The organism is Fictibacillus sp. UD, from assembly GCF_043558025.1.
Lineage (GTDB): Bacteria > Bacillota > Bacilli > Bacillales > Fictibacillaceae > Fictibacillus.
In genome coordinates, this window is sequence record NZ_JARUHH010000006.1 from 59926 (window position 1) to 74325 (window position 14400).

A 14400-nucleotide genomic window follows, 5' to 3' on the forward strand; every position below is an offset into this window, starting at 1 on the left:
ACAAAAAAGAGGTTCTTTACAGAGCCTCTTTTTTTGCTTGTAGTTCTTTTACCTTGCTTCCGAATATCTTACCTTCACGTCTAAGTCATCACAAAATACTTTGAATTGATAGTAATCAAAATAAAGCTGGTCTTCATCATTTTGATTCCAGCTAAAGATGGTTGATCCAAATACATAATCTTTCTTTCTGAAAGCCCGTATGGATGGGGTATGTTGAACAACTTCAATCATTCCTTTCTCCATACCTATTTCAAGCTGAAGGATGACCCAAGGCAAGTCCTCTGGATGTACTTTCCTCTTTTCTCCGTTCCTTACGATTCGAATCGTTTTAGACATCGGCAGGTCCCCAATATTTTTATAGTCATTTCGTATCGTAGTTATTATAATGATAGTTAGTATCCATACGCAAGAAGGTACATTAATGTAACTAAGGCAACGAAATGAAACTAAGGGGTGTTTTCGATTGAGAAAAGAATATTCTCATCCGATTGAAGTGACGATGGATGTGGTATGCGGAAAATGGAAAGGTATCATCTTATGCCATTTACAGCAAAACGATGTTTTACGATTTGGTGAAATTAAAAAACTGCTTCCAAAAGTGTCACAAAAAACACTAACGCTTCAACTAAGAGAATTAGAAGCTGATGGCTTGATCAATCGTGAAGTATACCCAGAAGTGCCTCCGAAAGTAGAGTATTCGTTAACGGAATACGGAAAAAATTTAGAAGTCACATTAAACCACATGAGTGAATGGGGAAGAAGTCATGTTGAAAAAGTGGAATTAAACAGGTAGAAAACAGTTACAATGAAGAAGTGGTATACTTTCGCTCCAGATTGCTCGCTTTCTGCCGCGTGTGGCAGTGAGCCCGTTGAAAGAGATATGAAATGCTGCTCCTGCGTCCACGAGAAATTCTGCCTATGATGTTTCCTCGTCGCAATGCTGTACGCTCACTTAAAATTGTCAGCGAATAGCCTCACCATAAAATCTTTCAAAAAGCCACACTCTTTCAGAAAAGGGCTGCTGAAAAAGATTGAGAGTTTAGCTGATAACGACTATAATTATACTGTTATGCATATAAAACAGAGGTGAAAAACCATGTTAGAACGTTTAGAGACGATTGAAGCAAGATATGACAAGTTAAATGAATTACTCAGTGACCCTGAGGTTATAAATGATACGAACAAGCTTCGCGATTATTCAAAAGAGCAATCTTCCCTTCAAGATACAGTAGCAGTTTACCGTGAGTATAAAGAAGCGAAAGAGCAGCTGGATGAAGCAAAATTGATGCTCGAAGATAAGCTTGATGCTGAAATGACTGCGATGGTAAAAGAAGAGATCTCAGGGCTTAATCAACAGATCGAAGAATTTACAGCTCAGTTAAAAATTCTATTGCTTCCAAAAGACCCGAACGACGACAAGAACGTTATCGTCGAGGTTCGCGGTGCAGCAGGTGGAGACGAGGCGGCACTTTTCGCTGGCGACCTTTACCGTATGTACACACGTTATGCAGAGATGCAAGGATGGAAGTCCGAAGTAATTGAAGCTTCATACACAGAGCTTGGCGGATACAAAGAGATTATCTTTATGATCAATGGTGCTGGTGCTTATTCGAAGCTTAAATATGAAAACGGTGCACACCGTGTTCAGCGTGTCCCTTCAACAGAATCAGGCGGACGTATTCATACGTCTACAGCAACGGTTGCTGTACTTCCAGAGGCTGAAGAGGTTGAAGTTGAGATTCATGAAAAAGACGTTCGTGTTGATACGTTTACATCTTCTGGTCCTGGGGGTCAGTCTGTAAACACGACTCAATCAGCAGTTCGTTTAACACATGTTCCTACAGGTACGGTTGTATCATGTCAGGATGAGAAATCACAGATCAAGAACAAAGAAAAAGCGATGAAGGTTCTTCGTGCGCGTGTATATGATAAGATTCAGCGAGAAATACAAAAAGAGTATGATGAAACACGTAAGAGTGCGGTTGGATCAGGTGACCGTTCAGAGCGTATTCGTACGTACAACTTCCCGCAAAACCGTGTTACCGACCACCGTATCGGTTTAACGATTCAAAAGCTTGATCAAATTCTTCTTGGTAAAATGGATGAGTTCGTTGAAGCACTCATTACGGAAGACCAAACAAGCAAGATGAAAGCTCAGGCGGACGCGTAAAATGAGTACAAAAGTTCATGAAGCCCTCGCGTGGGCTTCTTCTTTTTTAGCTGAAAACGGACGTGAAAGCTTTGCGGCAGAGATTTTAATGAGACATGTATTGGGCGATGTCAACCGAACAGAGATGCTGATGCGTCTTCACGATGTGATGGGTGAGGATGAGTACGCTGAGCTAAGAGCAGCAGTCAAGCGCCATGTTGACGGAGAACCTGTTCAGTACATTACGGGCAAGGAAGAGTTTTACGGACGAACGTTTTCGGTGAACGAAGAAGTCTTAATTCCGCGTCCCGAAACAGAAGAACTGGTCGAGCATATGCTCACGCTTATTTCTAACCATTTTGGGGATGGCGCGGCCATTTCTGTTGCAGACATAGGCACAGGAAGCGGTGCGATCTCGATTTCGTTAGCTCTTGAAAACGAGCGATTGGATGTATATACGGTTGATATTGCAGAGGAGTCGATTGAAGTTGCACAAGGTAATGCCGAGCGGCTTGGTGCAAAGGTTACATTCCTGCACGGCGACCTGCTGCAGCCTTTCATTGAGCAGAATCAGAAGCTGGATGTAGTCGTTTCAAACCCGCCATATATCCCTGATCATGAGATAGCAGTCCTCGAAACCATCGTAAAAGACCGTGAGCCGATGAGAGCATTAAGCGGCGGGGAAGACGGATATGTTTTCTACAGAAGGTTTATGGAAGAACTGCCTCTTGTTTTGAATGAAAAGGCAATTGTTGGCTTTGAAGTTGGAGCGGGGCAGGGCGAGACGGTTGCAGATATGCTGCGTGAGACGTTCCTTAATGCTGAAGTTTATGTGAAAGATGACATCAGCGGCAAGGATCGCATGGTTTTCGCCCTTCTTGGGAAATAACGTGGGAAATGGGGTCTGACCCCGGGTCAGACCCCAAACAATTTAAACACAATTCAAATCTCAAAAAGAAGAGGCCGACTCGGCCTCTTCTTTTTGAGATATTTATTACTTCTTTTATTACTTCTTTTATTACTTCGCCATCTTATTCCTTCACCATTAACTTAAGCGGTGCGGCAATCTTCTTTTCTACTTTCTTTCCGGCTAGTACGTCTGATGCGGCTTTTACAGCGAGTTCGCCGATCAACGCAGGCTGTTGAGCGACCGTTGCTGCTAGTTTACCTTCTTTTACAGCGTTTACCGCATCATCATTTCCGTCAAACCCAACGACAAGCACATCGCGGCCAGAGCTGTTGATTGCTTGCAAAGCACCTAATGCCATCTCATCGTTGTGTGCGAAGACTGCTTTGATGTCTGGATTTCCTTGAAGGACGTTCTCCATAACGTTCAACCCTTTTGTTCGGTCAAAGTCAGCTGATTGTTTCGCAGTGACATCTAGCTTTTGATCTGCCACGTTATGAAATCCTTTACCACGCTCACGTGTAGCGGAAGCTCCTGGCACACCTTCTAACTCAGCGACTTTTGCGCCTTCACCAAGCTGTTCGACAATAAAGTCAGCTGCCATTTGGCCGCCTTTTACGTTATCAGAAGCAACAAGTGTTGCTACATCTCCTTTATCTGTTGAGCGGTCGAGCGTTACAACAGGAACATCCATGTTATTTGCGGATTGAACGGCAGTTGAGATGGCCGCTGAATCTGTAGGATTGATCAATAGGGCATCAATTCCTTGCTGCAATAGATCCTCAACATCGTTTACTTGTTTAGCAGAGTCATTCTGTGCATCCACGACAACTACTTCTGCACCTTGTTTCTTTGCTTCCTCTATAACGCCATTTTTCATTGAAACGAAGAATGGATTGTTTAGCGTTGAGACGGATAAACCAATCTTAATTTTTTCTCCATCACCTTTTTTGGATGGCTTCGCCCATGAAGGGGGCTCTAATGAACATGCTCCTAATAAGAAGATTGATAGAGACATCATAATTAATAAAGCTTTTTTCATAATTTGAACCCTCCTATGCTGCTTTTTTACGATCAATTAATACGGCGATCAGGATAACGACACCTTTTACGACCATTTGGAAGAATGAAGATACACCTAGCAAGTTCAGACCGTTGTTCAGCGTTCCGATAATCAAGGCACCAATCAAAGTTCCAACAATCAAACCGCGTCCGCCTGATAGACTTGTGCCGCCTAGAACGACCGCAGCGATCGCATCTAACTCATAAGACGTCCCGGCAGTTGGCTGTGCAGAGTTTAAACGCGATGTTAGAATCGCACCTGCCAAAGCTGCAAGAAGTCCAGCTAGGGAATAGATCATCACTTTTACTTTTGTAACTTTAATACCTGAAATGATAGAGGCTTTCTCGTTTCCGCCGATCGCATATGTTTTACGTCCGAACGGAGTCTTGTGAAGGATCACCCAAAACAATGCGAAAGAAAGCATCATCGTAATCGCTGGGACAGGAATACCTAAGAAATACCCTCGTCCGAAAAGCTGAAATAAATAGTTCTCGCCAAGACCTGTAATCGGGTTACCGTCTGTATATACCAATGTCAATCCACGGAAAATCGTCATCGTTGCAAGTGTTGCGATAAAAGGAGCCATTTTTCCTTTTGTAATCAATAAGCCGTTAATCGCGCCCATAACCGCTCCAAGCAAACATCCGATTAAGATGGCAAGCATCGGGTCCATCCCAGATACAATCATACCAGCCATCAACGCACTGGAAAGCGCTAGAATCGCACCGACGGATAAGTCGATACCGCCTGTTAAAATAACGAATGTCATACCGAAAGCAATAAGTGCATTAATCGCCACTTGGCGCAGCAAGTTTAATAAGTTTAGTGGTTCTAGGAAACTTGGGTTCAGGACCGATACAATAACGACAAGGATGATCAGGCCCAAGAATGGTCCAAGCTTCTGCGTGATATTATCTACATGATTCACTTTTGCAGGTGTTTTCATATTACTGTCCTCCCGTTGCATATGTCATAATCTTTTCTTGTGTGGCTTCATTCTTCGGAAGCTCACCATTGATTCTACCTTCGTGAACGACCAGAATCCGGTCGCTCATACCAAGAACTTCTGGCAGTTCGGATGAAACCATGATGATGGCTACACCGCGATCAGTAAGCTCATTCATCAGCTGATAGATTTCACGTTTTGCACCAACATCAACACCTCTTGTCGGTTCGTCCAAAATTAATACTCTCGGACCGATTCCGACCCATTTGGCGATCACGACTTTTTGCTGGTTACCGCCTGATAAATTCTTTGCGGAGGTTTCGCCAGATTCTGTTTTGATTTGAAGACGTTTAATCAGCATATCTACAAAATCTGTTTCCGTTTTATAGTCTATAACGCCATTTTTCGAAAAACTCGTTAAGTTCGGCAGCGCCATATTTTCACGAATCGAGAAATCCAGTACCAATCCTTCATTCTTCCGGTCTTCTGTAATAAACCCGATTCCGCGTTTCACCGCCTCAAACGGGTTTTTGATCGATACCTTTTGCCCGTTGATCCAAATCTCGCCAGAATCCAGCTTATCGAGGCCAAACAACGCTCGCATGATCTCTGTTCGGCCAGCTCCCATGAGTCCAGCCACTCCGACAATTTCACCAGATTTCACTGAAAAATTCACATCATCAAAAACACCTTGTCTCGTGGCATACTTGACTTCTAAAACTGTCTCGCCTATGTTCGGATTGCGCTCCGGATAACGGTCTGTCAGTTCGCGGCCTACCATTTTACGAACGACTTCATCAAAATTGGTCTCTGAGACCGTTTGCGTATCTACCGTTTTACCGTCGCGCATGACCGTGATTCGGTCGCAAATCGCGAAGATCTCTTCCATCCGGTGAGAAATATAAACAATCGACACGCCTTCTTTCCGAAGTGCGTTGATCACGGTAAATAACTTTTCAATCTCACGCTCTGTAAGGGCAGCAGTAGGCTCGTCCATGATGATCACTTTTGCATTCGTCATGAGAGCTTTTGCGATTTCAATCATTTGCTGCTCGCCGACTGAGCAGAGGCCGGCTTCTTTATCGAGCGGGATCGTGACAGCCAGCTTTTCAAATTGCTTTTTTGCCAGCGTTTTCATTTCTTTTGATTTTAAAAGGCCGAACGGTGATCGTAATTCTTTTCCGATAAACAGGTTATCAAGCACCGTCATGTCAGGCCATACGTTAAGCTCTTGGTGGATAAACGCAATACCGTGCTTTTCAGCTTCTTTCGGGTTATCAAAATAGCGTTCTTCACCATCTATAACAATCTTTCCAGAATCCCGTTTGTGAAGACCGGTCAGAATGTTCATCATTGTTGATTTTCCTGCGCCATTTTCACCCATAAGGGCATGAACTTCGCCTTCTTGCAGATCAAAGTGAACGCCGGTTAATACTTGGTTGGCACCAAATGCCTTATAGATATCGTTCATTTGAATATGCATCACAATCACCTCTTTCTAGAAGATTACACCTGCTTGTAACATACAGTTTGCATAAGGTGTGACTTCACCTGTACGAATCACCACTTTTGCCTGCTTTGTTTTTTCTTTAAAATCTTCATGCGATATAAATTCAATCTCTGTATCTGAAAAATTCTTCTTCATAAATTGAAGCGTTTTTTCGTTGTTTTCTTGTATTTCACTCGCTAAAATCACGTTTTCGACAACCATATCGTCATTTACTGCCTGAACAACTTCTGCAAAACTCGGGACGCCGACGGTTAAAGCGAGATCGATCCGTGGAACATCACTTGGAATCGGAAGCCCCGCATCAGCAATCACGATCAGATCGGTATGGCCAAGGTCACTTAGTACTTTTGAGATATGACTGTTTAACATTCCGTATCGCTTCATAACGTTTCCTCCACTTCTTTTCTCAGTGGCATTCCGCCTTGTGCACCAAACTTCGTAACCGATAGGGAAGCCGCTCGGTTAGCGAATCGAAGGCTGTTGCTGATGCTTTTACCTTCTGCTAATGCTACAGCTAGTGCGGCGTTGAACGTATCACCTGCACCTGTCGTGTCGACCGCTTTAACTGGATAAGAGGGAACGAGCACCTCTTTTTCACCATCATGATACCGAACGCCATCTTTACCCTCTGTAATAAAAACTTTGTTTGGATATTGCTTTAATGCTTCTTCTGTCGATAAACCATTAAACAATACCGCCGCTTCATGTTCATTTGGTGTGATGTAGCTCGCTTTGTCTATCACATTTTGCGAAAGCGGGCGAGCAGGTGCCGGGTTCAACAGCAGTGAAACATCGTGCTCTTTACAAATTTCACTCACGTATTTAACGGTTTCTTCTGGAATCTCTTGCTGAATGAGCACCATATCAGCTTCTTTAATAAGATCCAGTGACTGCTTCACATATTGAGGTGACACATGATCATTCGCGCCTTTTACAACGACGATGCTGTTGTCCCCTTCAGCTAAAATGATATGAGCCGTACCGCTCTCAGTATCTGTAACCGGTTCCACATGGGTTACATCAACATCATTTTGTCTGAAATTTTCTAAGATGCTAGCTCCATAATGATCATCGCCTACACATCCGATCATGGTTACGTCTGCGCCTAGACGAGCAGCTGCGACAGCCTGGTTTGCACCTTTTCCTCCAGGGACAGTTTTAAACGAGCTGCCTAAAACTGTTTCTCCCGCTCCAGGACGCTTTTCAGATGTAACGACTAAATCCATTGAAGAACTGCCAATGACCACAATTTTAACCATTTGTATCAACCTTTCTTGTTGTGTTTCGATCTATAAACGTAACAGGCATCTGAATATGCTGTTGCTCGATTTTTTCTTTGTTGATGATTTTGACTAAAAGCTCTGCCGCTTCTTTCCCCATTTCATAAGCTGGCTGGCGAATGGTGGATAGGGAAGGGAACAACAAGTTGCTTTGCGGAATATCGTCAAAACCGATAATCTGCAGATCCTCTGGAATCGATTTTCCGAGGCGAAGCGCTTCATGTAAAACAGCTGTTGCCACGATATCATTACTCGCTAGCACTCCATCTGTATCAGGATACGTCGCAAACAGTTCCTTTGCCCATTTCTCTGCGTCTTCAAATGCGAACGAAGTAGTCGTCATCACGTGAAAATCAACGGTTGATTGACTTAACGCTTCTAACGCCCCTTGAAAACGGTCTTGAGCGGGCTGGATGTGAGCGGGACCTTTTAAAAGAGTGATCCGCTTGCTTCCTCTTTTTACGATTTCGTCTGCTGCTATTCTGCCGCCTTCTTTTCCATCTGCATACACCGACGGATAATCGTTGGATGTTCGGTCTAGAAAAACAACAGGAATAGACAGGTCTTTATAGTTAGTTTTCGTTTTATTATTCGTAGCGGAGATGATTCCGACGACATTGTTTTGAATAAATGTGTTCAGATAATCCATCTCTTTTTCGTCATTCTCATCACTGTTTCCAAACAATAAGCGGTAGCCGCCTTTTTGCATTTCGTCTTCAACACCTCTTGCAAGCTGTGGGAAGAACGGGTTCGTTATGTCTGGCAGCAACAGTCCGATCAGCTTTGATTTCTTTTTAAAAAGGGAACGGGCTACTTCATTAGGGCTGTACTTTAATTCTGCAACGGCAGCCATCACTTTTTTCCGTGTATCCTCGTGCACGTATCCAGTTTCATTAAGAACACGAGATACAGTCGCGACTGATACACCTGATTTCTTTGCAACATCACGAATAGTAACCAATTTTTCGCCTCCTCCCAAAATATATGTAACCGTTTACACATTTAAAGTAACATGAATGAAAGCGTTACGCAAGTTGGTAAATGTTTCTTTTGATGTAACGTGTGAACGTGGTTGATTTCCGCTTCAGGTTGCTTCGCTTTCCGGGGGGCGTGCGGTGAGCCTCCTAGCGCTATGCGCTGTTAGGAGTCTCACCTGTCCCGCTGATCCCCCAGGAGTCTCGCACCTTCCGCTCCAATCAACTTGTCAATGAAGAGAAAGAAAAATGAACCTATAGCAATCGTCTTTTGAAAAGTTAACGCTTTTGACTTTCCTTTGTCGAATCACAAAGAACGAATTTTACTAGATTACTAGTATGAAATTTTTGCGTGGTGTCCAAACTGTGGTTAGATACGACGGGGGAGGAAAAAACGATGAAAAAACGCAATCATTTCTTTATTCTTGTTCTTATTTCTTTAGCGGTGATGTTCTTATTTTTTGAAACACAAACAAAAGTGGCAAACGCAACAATGAATGCCTCTGTTAAGATACCAGAAGAGTCGATCAGACTTCGCATACTAGCAAACAGCAATACGGATGCTGACCAAAAGCTTAAGCGTGAGATCCGAGACGAAGTGAACGAGCAGATCACAACTTGGGTTGGCGAGCTATCCAGCATTTCTGAGGCACGTGAGATTATTCGTAAGCAGCTTCCGGCGATTGAAAAAATCGTTCAATCAAAGCTGGATGAAGCAGGACTGGAAAAGACGTTTTCAGTGGAACTAAACAAGGTCGCTTTTCCTACTAAAATGTATGGCGAGTACATCTATCCGGCAGGTCAATATGAAGCAGTGTTGATCACCCTTGGAGAAGGCGAAGGGAAGAACTGGTGGTGTGTTCTTTTTCCTCCACTTTGTTTCTTGGATTTTGAAAATGGTGATGCTGTTAAAGAAAACAAAGACAATAAAGCGGATGTTACGGAAACAGCTTCTGCTGAAGAAACGGATCAAACAGAAGAAATCCAGACTAAATTCTTTGTAGTAGAACTGTTTCATAGCCTTGTTAGTGCTGTAGGCTCCTTATTCTCTTAAAATGTGCATAAGTTCCTCCCTATTTTCATAGATTATAGAAAATGAAGAAGGTAACCTCATGGTGGTTAGCCTTCTTTTTTTAAGGCTCTTTTCTAAAGGGTTTTTGCCTTTAATCTTTACGTCTTCTTTGAACAGTTGGTTGTAGTGGAAGGTGGGAGACTCCTGCGGGACAGGCGGGCAGGTGAGACACTTATACGTTTAACGTACGAATGTGGCTCACCACCTGCCCCGCGGAAAGCGAGCACCTGGACCGGAAATCAACTACTTCCAAAAGCAACAATGGATATGAAAACAGCCTTTTTAATAATGATTTACAACATTTGCGTGAAAAACGGCCAAATGAGGCTGAAATCATATAAGAATAGGGGAGTTATGATATGACCATTATTTTAAGGCAGGCCATGCAGCACGAGGCGAAAGATTTATTGCAGCTCGTCGGTAAAGCTGGGCTTCAATCTGAGGGGATCAAGGACAGCATTGAAAACTATCTCGTTGTTGTGAATGATGCAGGAGAGACGATTGGAACAGTAGGATTAGAGCGCATTGGTAATGATGGCTTGCTGCGTTCTTTTGTGCTGAAACAGAAATATTCGTCTGAAACGCTTCTCCTTAAACTCATTGATAAAATTTTGGTATACTCAAAGGATAAGGGAGTAGAAACTCTTTATTTGCTTACAAAAGCTGTACACATGTTTGAAGCACTTTCTTTTAAGATCATTCCAAAAGATAAAGTGCCACCACACATTGAAAGTGCAGACCATGTTAAAAATAATGCATCATCAGGAGCAGAACTTTTAGCGTATGCATTGGATTCCTAGAGATTTGTCAACAAGTTGTCCACAATTAACGACAAATTGTGTATAACTCTGTGGATATAAAAGTTTTGCAATTCACCTTTTAATCATAAGGTTGCCTGAGTAGTAGAAAGGATTTATCCCATGAGATCATTCCAAACGGAACGCTGGGCTGTGGATAAAAAGGAACAATCACTAACAACTCATCCACATGTTATTCAAGCTTCCTTGTGGATAAAAAAGAATGAAGTGATAGCTATACCAACTGAAACGGTTTACGGGCTTGCTGGAAATGCGAGAAGCGACGAAGCGATCTCACGCATTTTTGAAGCGAAAGGAAGACCGAGTGATAATCCGCTAATTGTCCACATTTCTGACCGATCGCAGTTAGAAGGACTTGTTTCTTCTATTCCTGCCGCCGCTGAAAAACTAATGGATACGTTTTGGCCAGGACCGTTAACAATCGTGCTGCCAAAAGGAGAAGATGTGAGCGAAAAGGTAACTGCCGGGTTATCCACAGTCGCAGTCCGCATGCCGGACCATGAAATCGCTCTTGCAGTTATAGAAGCTTCAGGTGTTCCGCTTGCTGCACCGAGTGCCAACCTTTCGGGAAAACCGAGCCCGACAACTGCCGATCACGTATATGAAGATCTGAAGAGCAGAATTCCCGGCATTGTGGATGGAGGGGCAACAGGTGTTGGCGTTGAATCCACAGTTGTTGAGTGCACGAATGACCTTGTTACGATTTTAAGACCTGGCGGGATCACGTTAGAAGAATTAGAGAAAGTAGCTGGTGTGGGCCATGTTGTTGTGGATCCTGGCCTGGAGAACGAGAAGCATGCACCAAAGTCACCAGGTATGAAATATACCCACTATGCACCTGATGCACAATTCGTTCTTGTGGATGGAAGTCCTGAATTTTTGCAAGGACTTGTGGATAAAGAACGGGCCGCGGGACGGAAAATCGGGATTCTCACGACTGAAGAAAGAATGGATTCTTATAAAGCGGACTGTGTCATTCCAGCGGGGAAGCGTGCGAACCCAGAAACGGTGGCGCAGCATCTGTATGAAGCATTAAGGGCATTTAATGAAGCTGGTGTAGACCAGATTTTCGGGGAAGTGTTTCCGAAAACTGGAGTAGGCGTCGCGATCATGAACAGACTCGAAAAATCTGCTGGTGGTAATATCATAAAAGAATAAAAATAGGGACCTGATTCAATGTTTTCGATTGAATCAGGTCCTTTAGTATATAAAAGAGGTGCAGACATCAATTTGAACTAAAATTATTTGTTGGATACCGTAAACGAATTAATAATTTCACGGTAATTCATTTTATTTTCACGGTAAATCAAAATATATTCACAGATAGAAGGAATAATTTCACGGATAAAATTTTTTAAACGATTTTCGACAAAATTTCGCTACCTTGTCTCATGAAAAATGAAAAACTTGCGTCCTTTAAGACACAGGCTTGTTTGTATAGATCGGCAGCATGATTGAAAAGGTTGTGCCTTCATCAATCTTGCTGTCGATTAGAATTTTACCGTGATGATTCTCCACGATTTTATAACAGATCATGAGGCCGAGGCCGGTTCCTTTTTCTTTTGTCGTATAAAAAGGTTCGCCGAGCGTCGGTAGGCGTTCTTCTGGAATACCGCACCCATGGTCGATAAAGGAAGCCATCACATAATTGCCTTGTTTTTGAAGATGAATATGTACGGAACCACCCGTAGGCATCGCTTCAATCGCATTTTTCAGCATGTTGACAAACACTTGCTTGATCTGATTATCCACACACCAAATTTCAGGCAGGTCGGGTTCGCTCTCGAAATAGATCTGAACATTTGTTAATATGGCTTGCGTGTCAAGAATTGAGATAACGTGTTTTAACAGCTGGCGGAGATCTGTTTGTGTAAAGTTCATCGCCTGCGGTTTGGCGAGAAGCATGAACTCCCCGACAATGCTGTTGATTCGGTCGATCTCGGAAAGCATGATCTCATAATAATCTTCGTTTTCTGAAGCTCTAGATTGAAGGAGTTGTAAAAAGCCGCGAATCGAAGTAAGCGGATTGCGGATTTCGTGCGCAACACCAGCAGCAAGCTGCCCGAGTACAGACAGTTTGTCAGACTTTCTGAGCATCTCTTCTGTCTTTTTGCGTTCGGTCAGATCACGTGCGACAACAACGCAAGAATCAGGCTGATCAGAATCGTTCGCGATTGGCGTCGCATTGGCTTCGAGAGTGACCCAGTGTCCGTGGGCATGTTTGCAGCGTACTTCAAACTTCACCGGCTTTTGTGTTTGAACCATTTCATTAATCGCCATTTTTACTTTTGGTCTGTCATCCGAATGAAAAAAGCCTTGAATCTTTTTACCATCATAAAGAGATGGATCAAAGCCAAGGAGGAGTCGATTAGAAGGGGAGACATATTTTACGTTTCCTTCTAAATCTACGACACCTACTAAATCCGTCGTATTCTCTGCAATTATCCGGTACTTTTCTTCGCTTTCCTTGAGAGCTTTTTCTTTTAACTTTTTATCCGTTATATCACGTGAGATGGCAGAAAGAGCGACGACTTCACCGTTTTCTCCATAAATCGGGCTTAAGGAAAGGCTTACATTTAAGCGTTTGCCGCATTTCGTTAAGCGAATGGTCTCGACACCTTTTACATAACCGCCATGTTTAACGATCGTCATCAGTCTCTCTGATTCAGCTGCTTTATCCTCAGGTACTACGGGAAGTATGTGTGAAGTCAGGTTGTTGAGTTCGTCTTGTGACCAACCATAAATGAACTCAAACGCCGGATTCACTTTTACAGAATAGTTCGTTAGATGAACGACTGATATCGCATCGCTAGAATGATAGATGACGGATTCAAGCAAGTCCTTTGTTTCTCGCAGTTCTTTTTCTGCTTCTCGTTTTGCGGTTACGTCTTTTGCAATTCCGAACACACCAAGCACTTTGTTTAGCACGATGATCGGGGTGAGCGTGAACGTGATCTGGCGGATGCCGCCATTCTTTTGCCGGATGCGTGTTTCGTGCATTTTCGATTTGCCTTTTAAGGCATCGTTAAATTGGTCGATCGCAATCGCTTTTCGGTCAGGCATCATGAACGGATCAAAGGTCATGTTTAAGAGTTCAGTTTCGCTGTATCCGGTAAGAATGGTACATGCTTTATTAACGGTCGTAAACTTTCCGTCCATATCCAGTGAAAATAAGGCGTCAATGTTGTGATCCATCAATGAGCGGAAACGCTGTTCGCTTTCAGCCAGCTGCGTTTCGACAGATACACGTTCGCTCAAATCGACACAGAATCCATACACTTCCGAAACAGCACCATTTTTATCATAAATAGGACCGATCGCAGCCAAAAAAGGAATACCGTTCAGTGCTGATTCATACGTGAGACTTTCTCCGTTCAGAGCTCTTTCATACATTTCCTTTTTAAAAGCAGCCATTTCTTCCGGAAAGATATCTTCTATTCTCTTTTGTAATACGTTTTCTCTCTTGAGACCAAACAAGTCAAATAGTTCCCCTTCGCTCTCGGTCATAATAAGGTCTTCATTCTGTTTGATGCATCGAAATGTCATGCTTTTTTGACGTGATAAGCCGGTTTGAAACGGGGACGGCTGCCACACGTCTATTTTTTTATCCGTTATGGCCGAAGCGTTATTGATCATCCTTGTTCCTCTCCTTTACGTACAGAGTTATATCCTTTTTATATA

At 43.1% G+C, this 14400-nt stretch carries 14 protein-coding genes; 6 read left to right on the forward strand and 8 right to left on the reverse strand.

All coding sequences use genetic code 11. The features are described from left to right. Nucleotides 1-48: 48 nt before the first annotated feature. Nucleotides 49-336 carry a hypothetical protein gene (locus tag P8610_RS11625; protein WP_394604517.1) on the reverse strand — a complete coding sequence of 96 codons (288 nt, stop codon included), beginning with the start codon at nucleotides 334-336 and terminating at the stop codon, nucleotides 49-51. Nucleotides 337-499: 163 nt separating this feature from the next. Here P8610_RS11625 and P8610_RS11630 point away from each other — a divergent pair, with 163 nt between their 5' ends. From P8610_RS11630 to prmC, 3 genes are all read left to right on the forward strand, one after another. Beyond that, entirely contained in the window at nucleotides 500-793 is a 294-nt protein-coding gene (locus P8610_RS11630; RefSeq protein ID WP_289497562.1) for a winged helix-turn-helix transcriptional regulator, read from the forward strand. A 303-nt stretch (nucleotides 794-1096) separates the two neighbouring features. After that, a complete protein-coding gene (gene prfA / locus P8610_RS11635) occupies nucleotides 1097-2170 on the forward strand; it encodes a peptide chain release factor 1 (protein WP_066399006.1) in 1074 nt (357 codons plus the stop codon). A 1-nt stretch (nucleotide 2171) separates the two neighbouring features. Next, nucleotides 2172-3038: a peptide chain release factor N(5)-glutamine methyltransferase gene (gene prmC / locus P8610_RS11640; RefSeq protein WP_394604518.1), complete on the forward strand. Its 867-nt coding sequence runs from the start codon at nucleotides 2172-2174 to the stop codon at nucleotides 3036-3038. A 142-nt stretch (nucleotides 3039-3180) separates the two neighbouring features. Here the strand turns inward: prmC and rbsB are convergent, their stop codons facing one another. The 6 genes from rbsB to P8610_RS11670 are packed head-to-tail and all read right to left on the reverse strand — an operon-like array spanning nucleotide 3181 to nucleotide 8816. Continuing rightward, on the reverse strand, nucleotides 3181-4098 hold the full coding sequence (gene rbsB, locus P8610_RS11645; RefSeq protein WP_394604519.1) for a ribose ABC transporter substrate-binding protein RbsB: 918 nt from the start codon (nucleotides 4096-4098) through the stop codon (nucleotides 3181-3183). A gap of 13 nt (nucleotides 4099-4111) precedes the next feature. Beyond that, nucleotides 4112-5065: a ribose ABC transporter permease RbsC gene (gene rbsC / locus P8610_RS11650; RefSeq protein WP_394604520.1), complete on the reverse strand. Its 954-nt coding sequence runs from the start codon at nucleotides 5063-5065 to the stop codon at nucleotides 4112-4114. 1 nt (nucleotide 5066) lies between these two features. After that, nucleotides 5067-6548, reverse strand: coding sequence for a sugar ABC transporter ATP-binding protein (locus P8610_RS11655; protein WP_394604521.1), 1482 nt, complete (start codon nucleotides 6546-6548; stop codon nucleotides 5067-5069). 15 nt (nucleotides 6549-6563) lie between these two features. Next, nucleotides 6564-6959 carry a D-ribose pyranase gene (rbsD, locus tag P8610_RS11660; protein WP_394604522.1) on the reverse strand — a complete coding sequence of 132 codons (396 nt, stop codon included), beginning with the start codon at nucleotides 6957-6959 and terminating at the stop codon, nucleotides 6564-6566. Continuing rightward, on the reverse strand, nucleotides 6956-7834 hold the full coding sequence (rbsK, locus tag P8610_RS11665) for a ribokinase (RefSeq protein ID WP_394604523.1): 879 nt from the start codon (nucleotides 7832-7834) through the stop codon (nucleotides 6956-6958). Before rbsK ends, rbsD begins: the two co-directional genes overlap by 4 nt. Then, a complete protein-coding gene (locus P8610_RS11670) occupies nucleotides 7827-8816 on the reverse strand; it encodes a LacI family DNA-binding transcriptional regulator (protein ID WP_394604524.1) in 990 nt (329 codons plus the stop codon). The genes rbsK and P8610_RS11670 overlap by 8 nt, the downstream gene beginning before the upstream one ends. A gap of 410 nt (nucleotides 8817-9226) precedes the next feature. Here P8610_RS11670 and spoIIR point away from each other — a divergent pair, with 410 nt between their 5' ends. The 3 genes from spoIIR to P8610_RS11685 all read left to right on the forward strand — a co-directional run bounded on the left by spoIIR (nucleotide 9227) and on the right by P8610_RS11685 (nucleotide 11877). Further along, entirely contained in the window at nucleotides 9227-9883 is a 657-nt protein-coding gene (gene spoIIR / locus P8610_RS11675; protein ID WP_394604525.1) for a stage II sporulation protein R, read from the forward strand. 377 nt (nucleotides 9884-10260) lie between these two features. Beyond that, nucleotides 10261-10701 (forward strand): GNAT family N-acetyltransferase, encoded by a 441-nt coding sequence (locus tag P8610_RS11680; RefSeq protein ID WP_289494043.1) that lies wholly within the window; start codon nucleotides 10261-10263, stop codon nucleotides 10699-10701. Between the two features lie 120 nt (nucleotides 10702-10821). Beyond that, on the forward strand, nucleotides 10822-11877 hold the full coding sequence (locus P8610_RS11685) for an L-threonylcarbamoyladenylate synthase (protein WP_394604526.1): 1056 nt from the start codon (nucleotides 10822-10824) through the stop codon (nucleotides 11875-11877). A gap of 258 nt (nucleotides 11878-12135) precedes the next feature. Here P8610_RS11685 and P8610_RS11690 read toward each other — a convergent pair whose 3' ends face one another. Then, the gene (locus P8610_RS11690; protein WP_394604527.1) at nucleotides 12136-14355 is read right to left on the reverse strand and encodes a PAS domain S-box protein; all 2220 of its coding nucleotides are present in this window, start codon (nucleotides 14353-14355) and stop codon (nucleotides 12136-12138) included. Nucleotides 14356-14400 lie beyond the last annotated feature (45 nt).

Coding starts and splice junctions, on each gene's coding strand:
- P8610_RS11625 (WP_394604517.1), bottom strand. CDS start 336: ATGTCTAAAACGATTCGAATCGTAAGGAACGGAGAAAAGAGGAAAGTA.
- P8610_RS11630 (WP_289497562.1), top strand. CDS start 500: ATGGATGTGGTATGCGGAAAATGGAAAGGTATCATCTTATGCCATTTA.
- prfA (WP_066399006.1), top strand. CDS start 1,097: ATGTTAGAACGTTTAGAGACGATTGAAGCAAGATATGACAAGTTAAAT.
- prmC (WP_394604518.1), top strand. CDS start 2,172: ATGAGTACAAAAGTTCATGAAGCCCTCGCGTGGGCTTCTTCTTTTTTA.
- rbsB (WP_394604519.1), bottom strand. CDS start 4,098: ATGAAAAAAGCTTTATTAATTATGATGTCTCTATCAATCTTCTTATTA.
- rbsC (WP_394604520.1), bottom strand. CDS start 5,065: ATGAAAACACCTGCAAAAGTGAATCATGTAGATAATATCACGCAGAAG.
- P8610_RS11655 (WP_394604521.1), bottom strand. CDS start 6,548: ATGCATATTCAAATGAACGATATCTATAAGGCATTTGGTGCCAACCAA.
- rbsD (WP_394604522.1), bottom strand. CDS start 6,959: ATGAAGCGATACGGAATGTTAAACAGTCATATCTCAAAAGTACTAAGT.
- rbsK (WP_394604523.1), bottom strand. CDS start 7,834: ATGGTTAAAATTGTGGTCATTGGCAGTTCTTCAATGGATTTAGTCGTT.
- spoIIR (WP_394604525.1), top strand. CDS start 9,227: ATGAAAAAACGCAATCATTTCTTTATTCTTGTTCTTATTTCTTTAGCG.
- P8610_RS11680 (WP_289494043.1), top strand. CDS start 10,261: ATGACCATTATTTTAAGGCAGGCCATGCAGCACGAGGCGAAAGATTTA.
- P8610_RS11685 (WP_394604526.1), top strand. CDS start 10,822: ATGAGATCATTCCAAACGGAACGCTGGGCTGTGGATAAAAAGGAACAA.
- P8610_RS11690 (WP_394604527.1), bottom strand. CDS start 14,355: ATGATCAATAACGCTTCGGCCATAACGGATAAAAAAATAGACGTGTGG.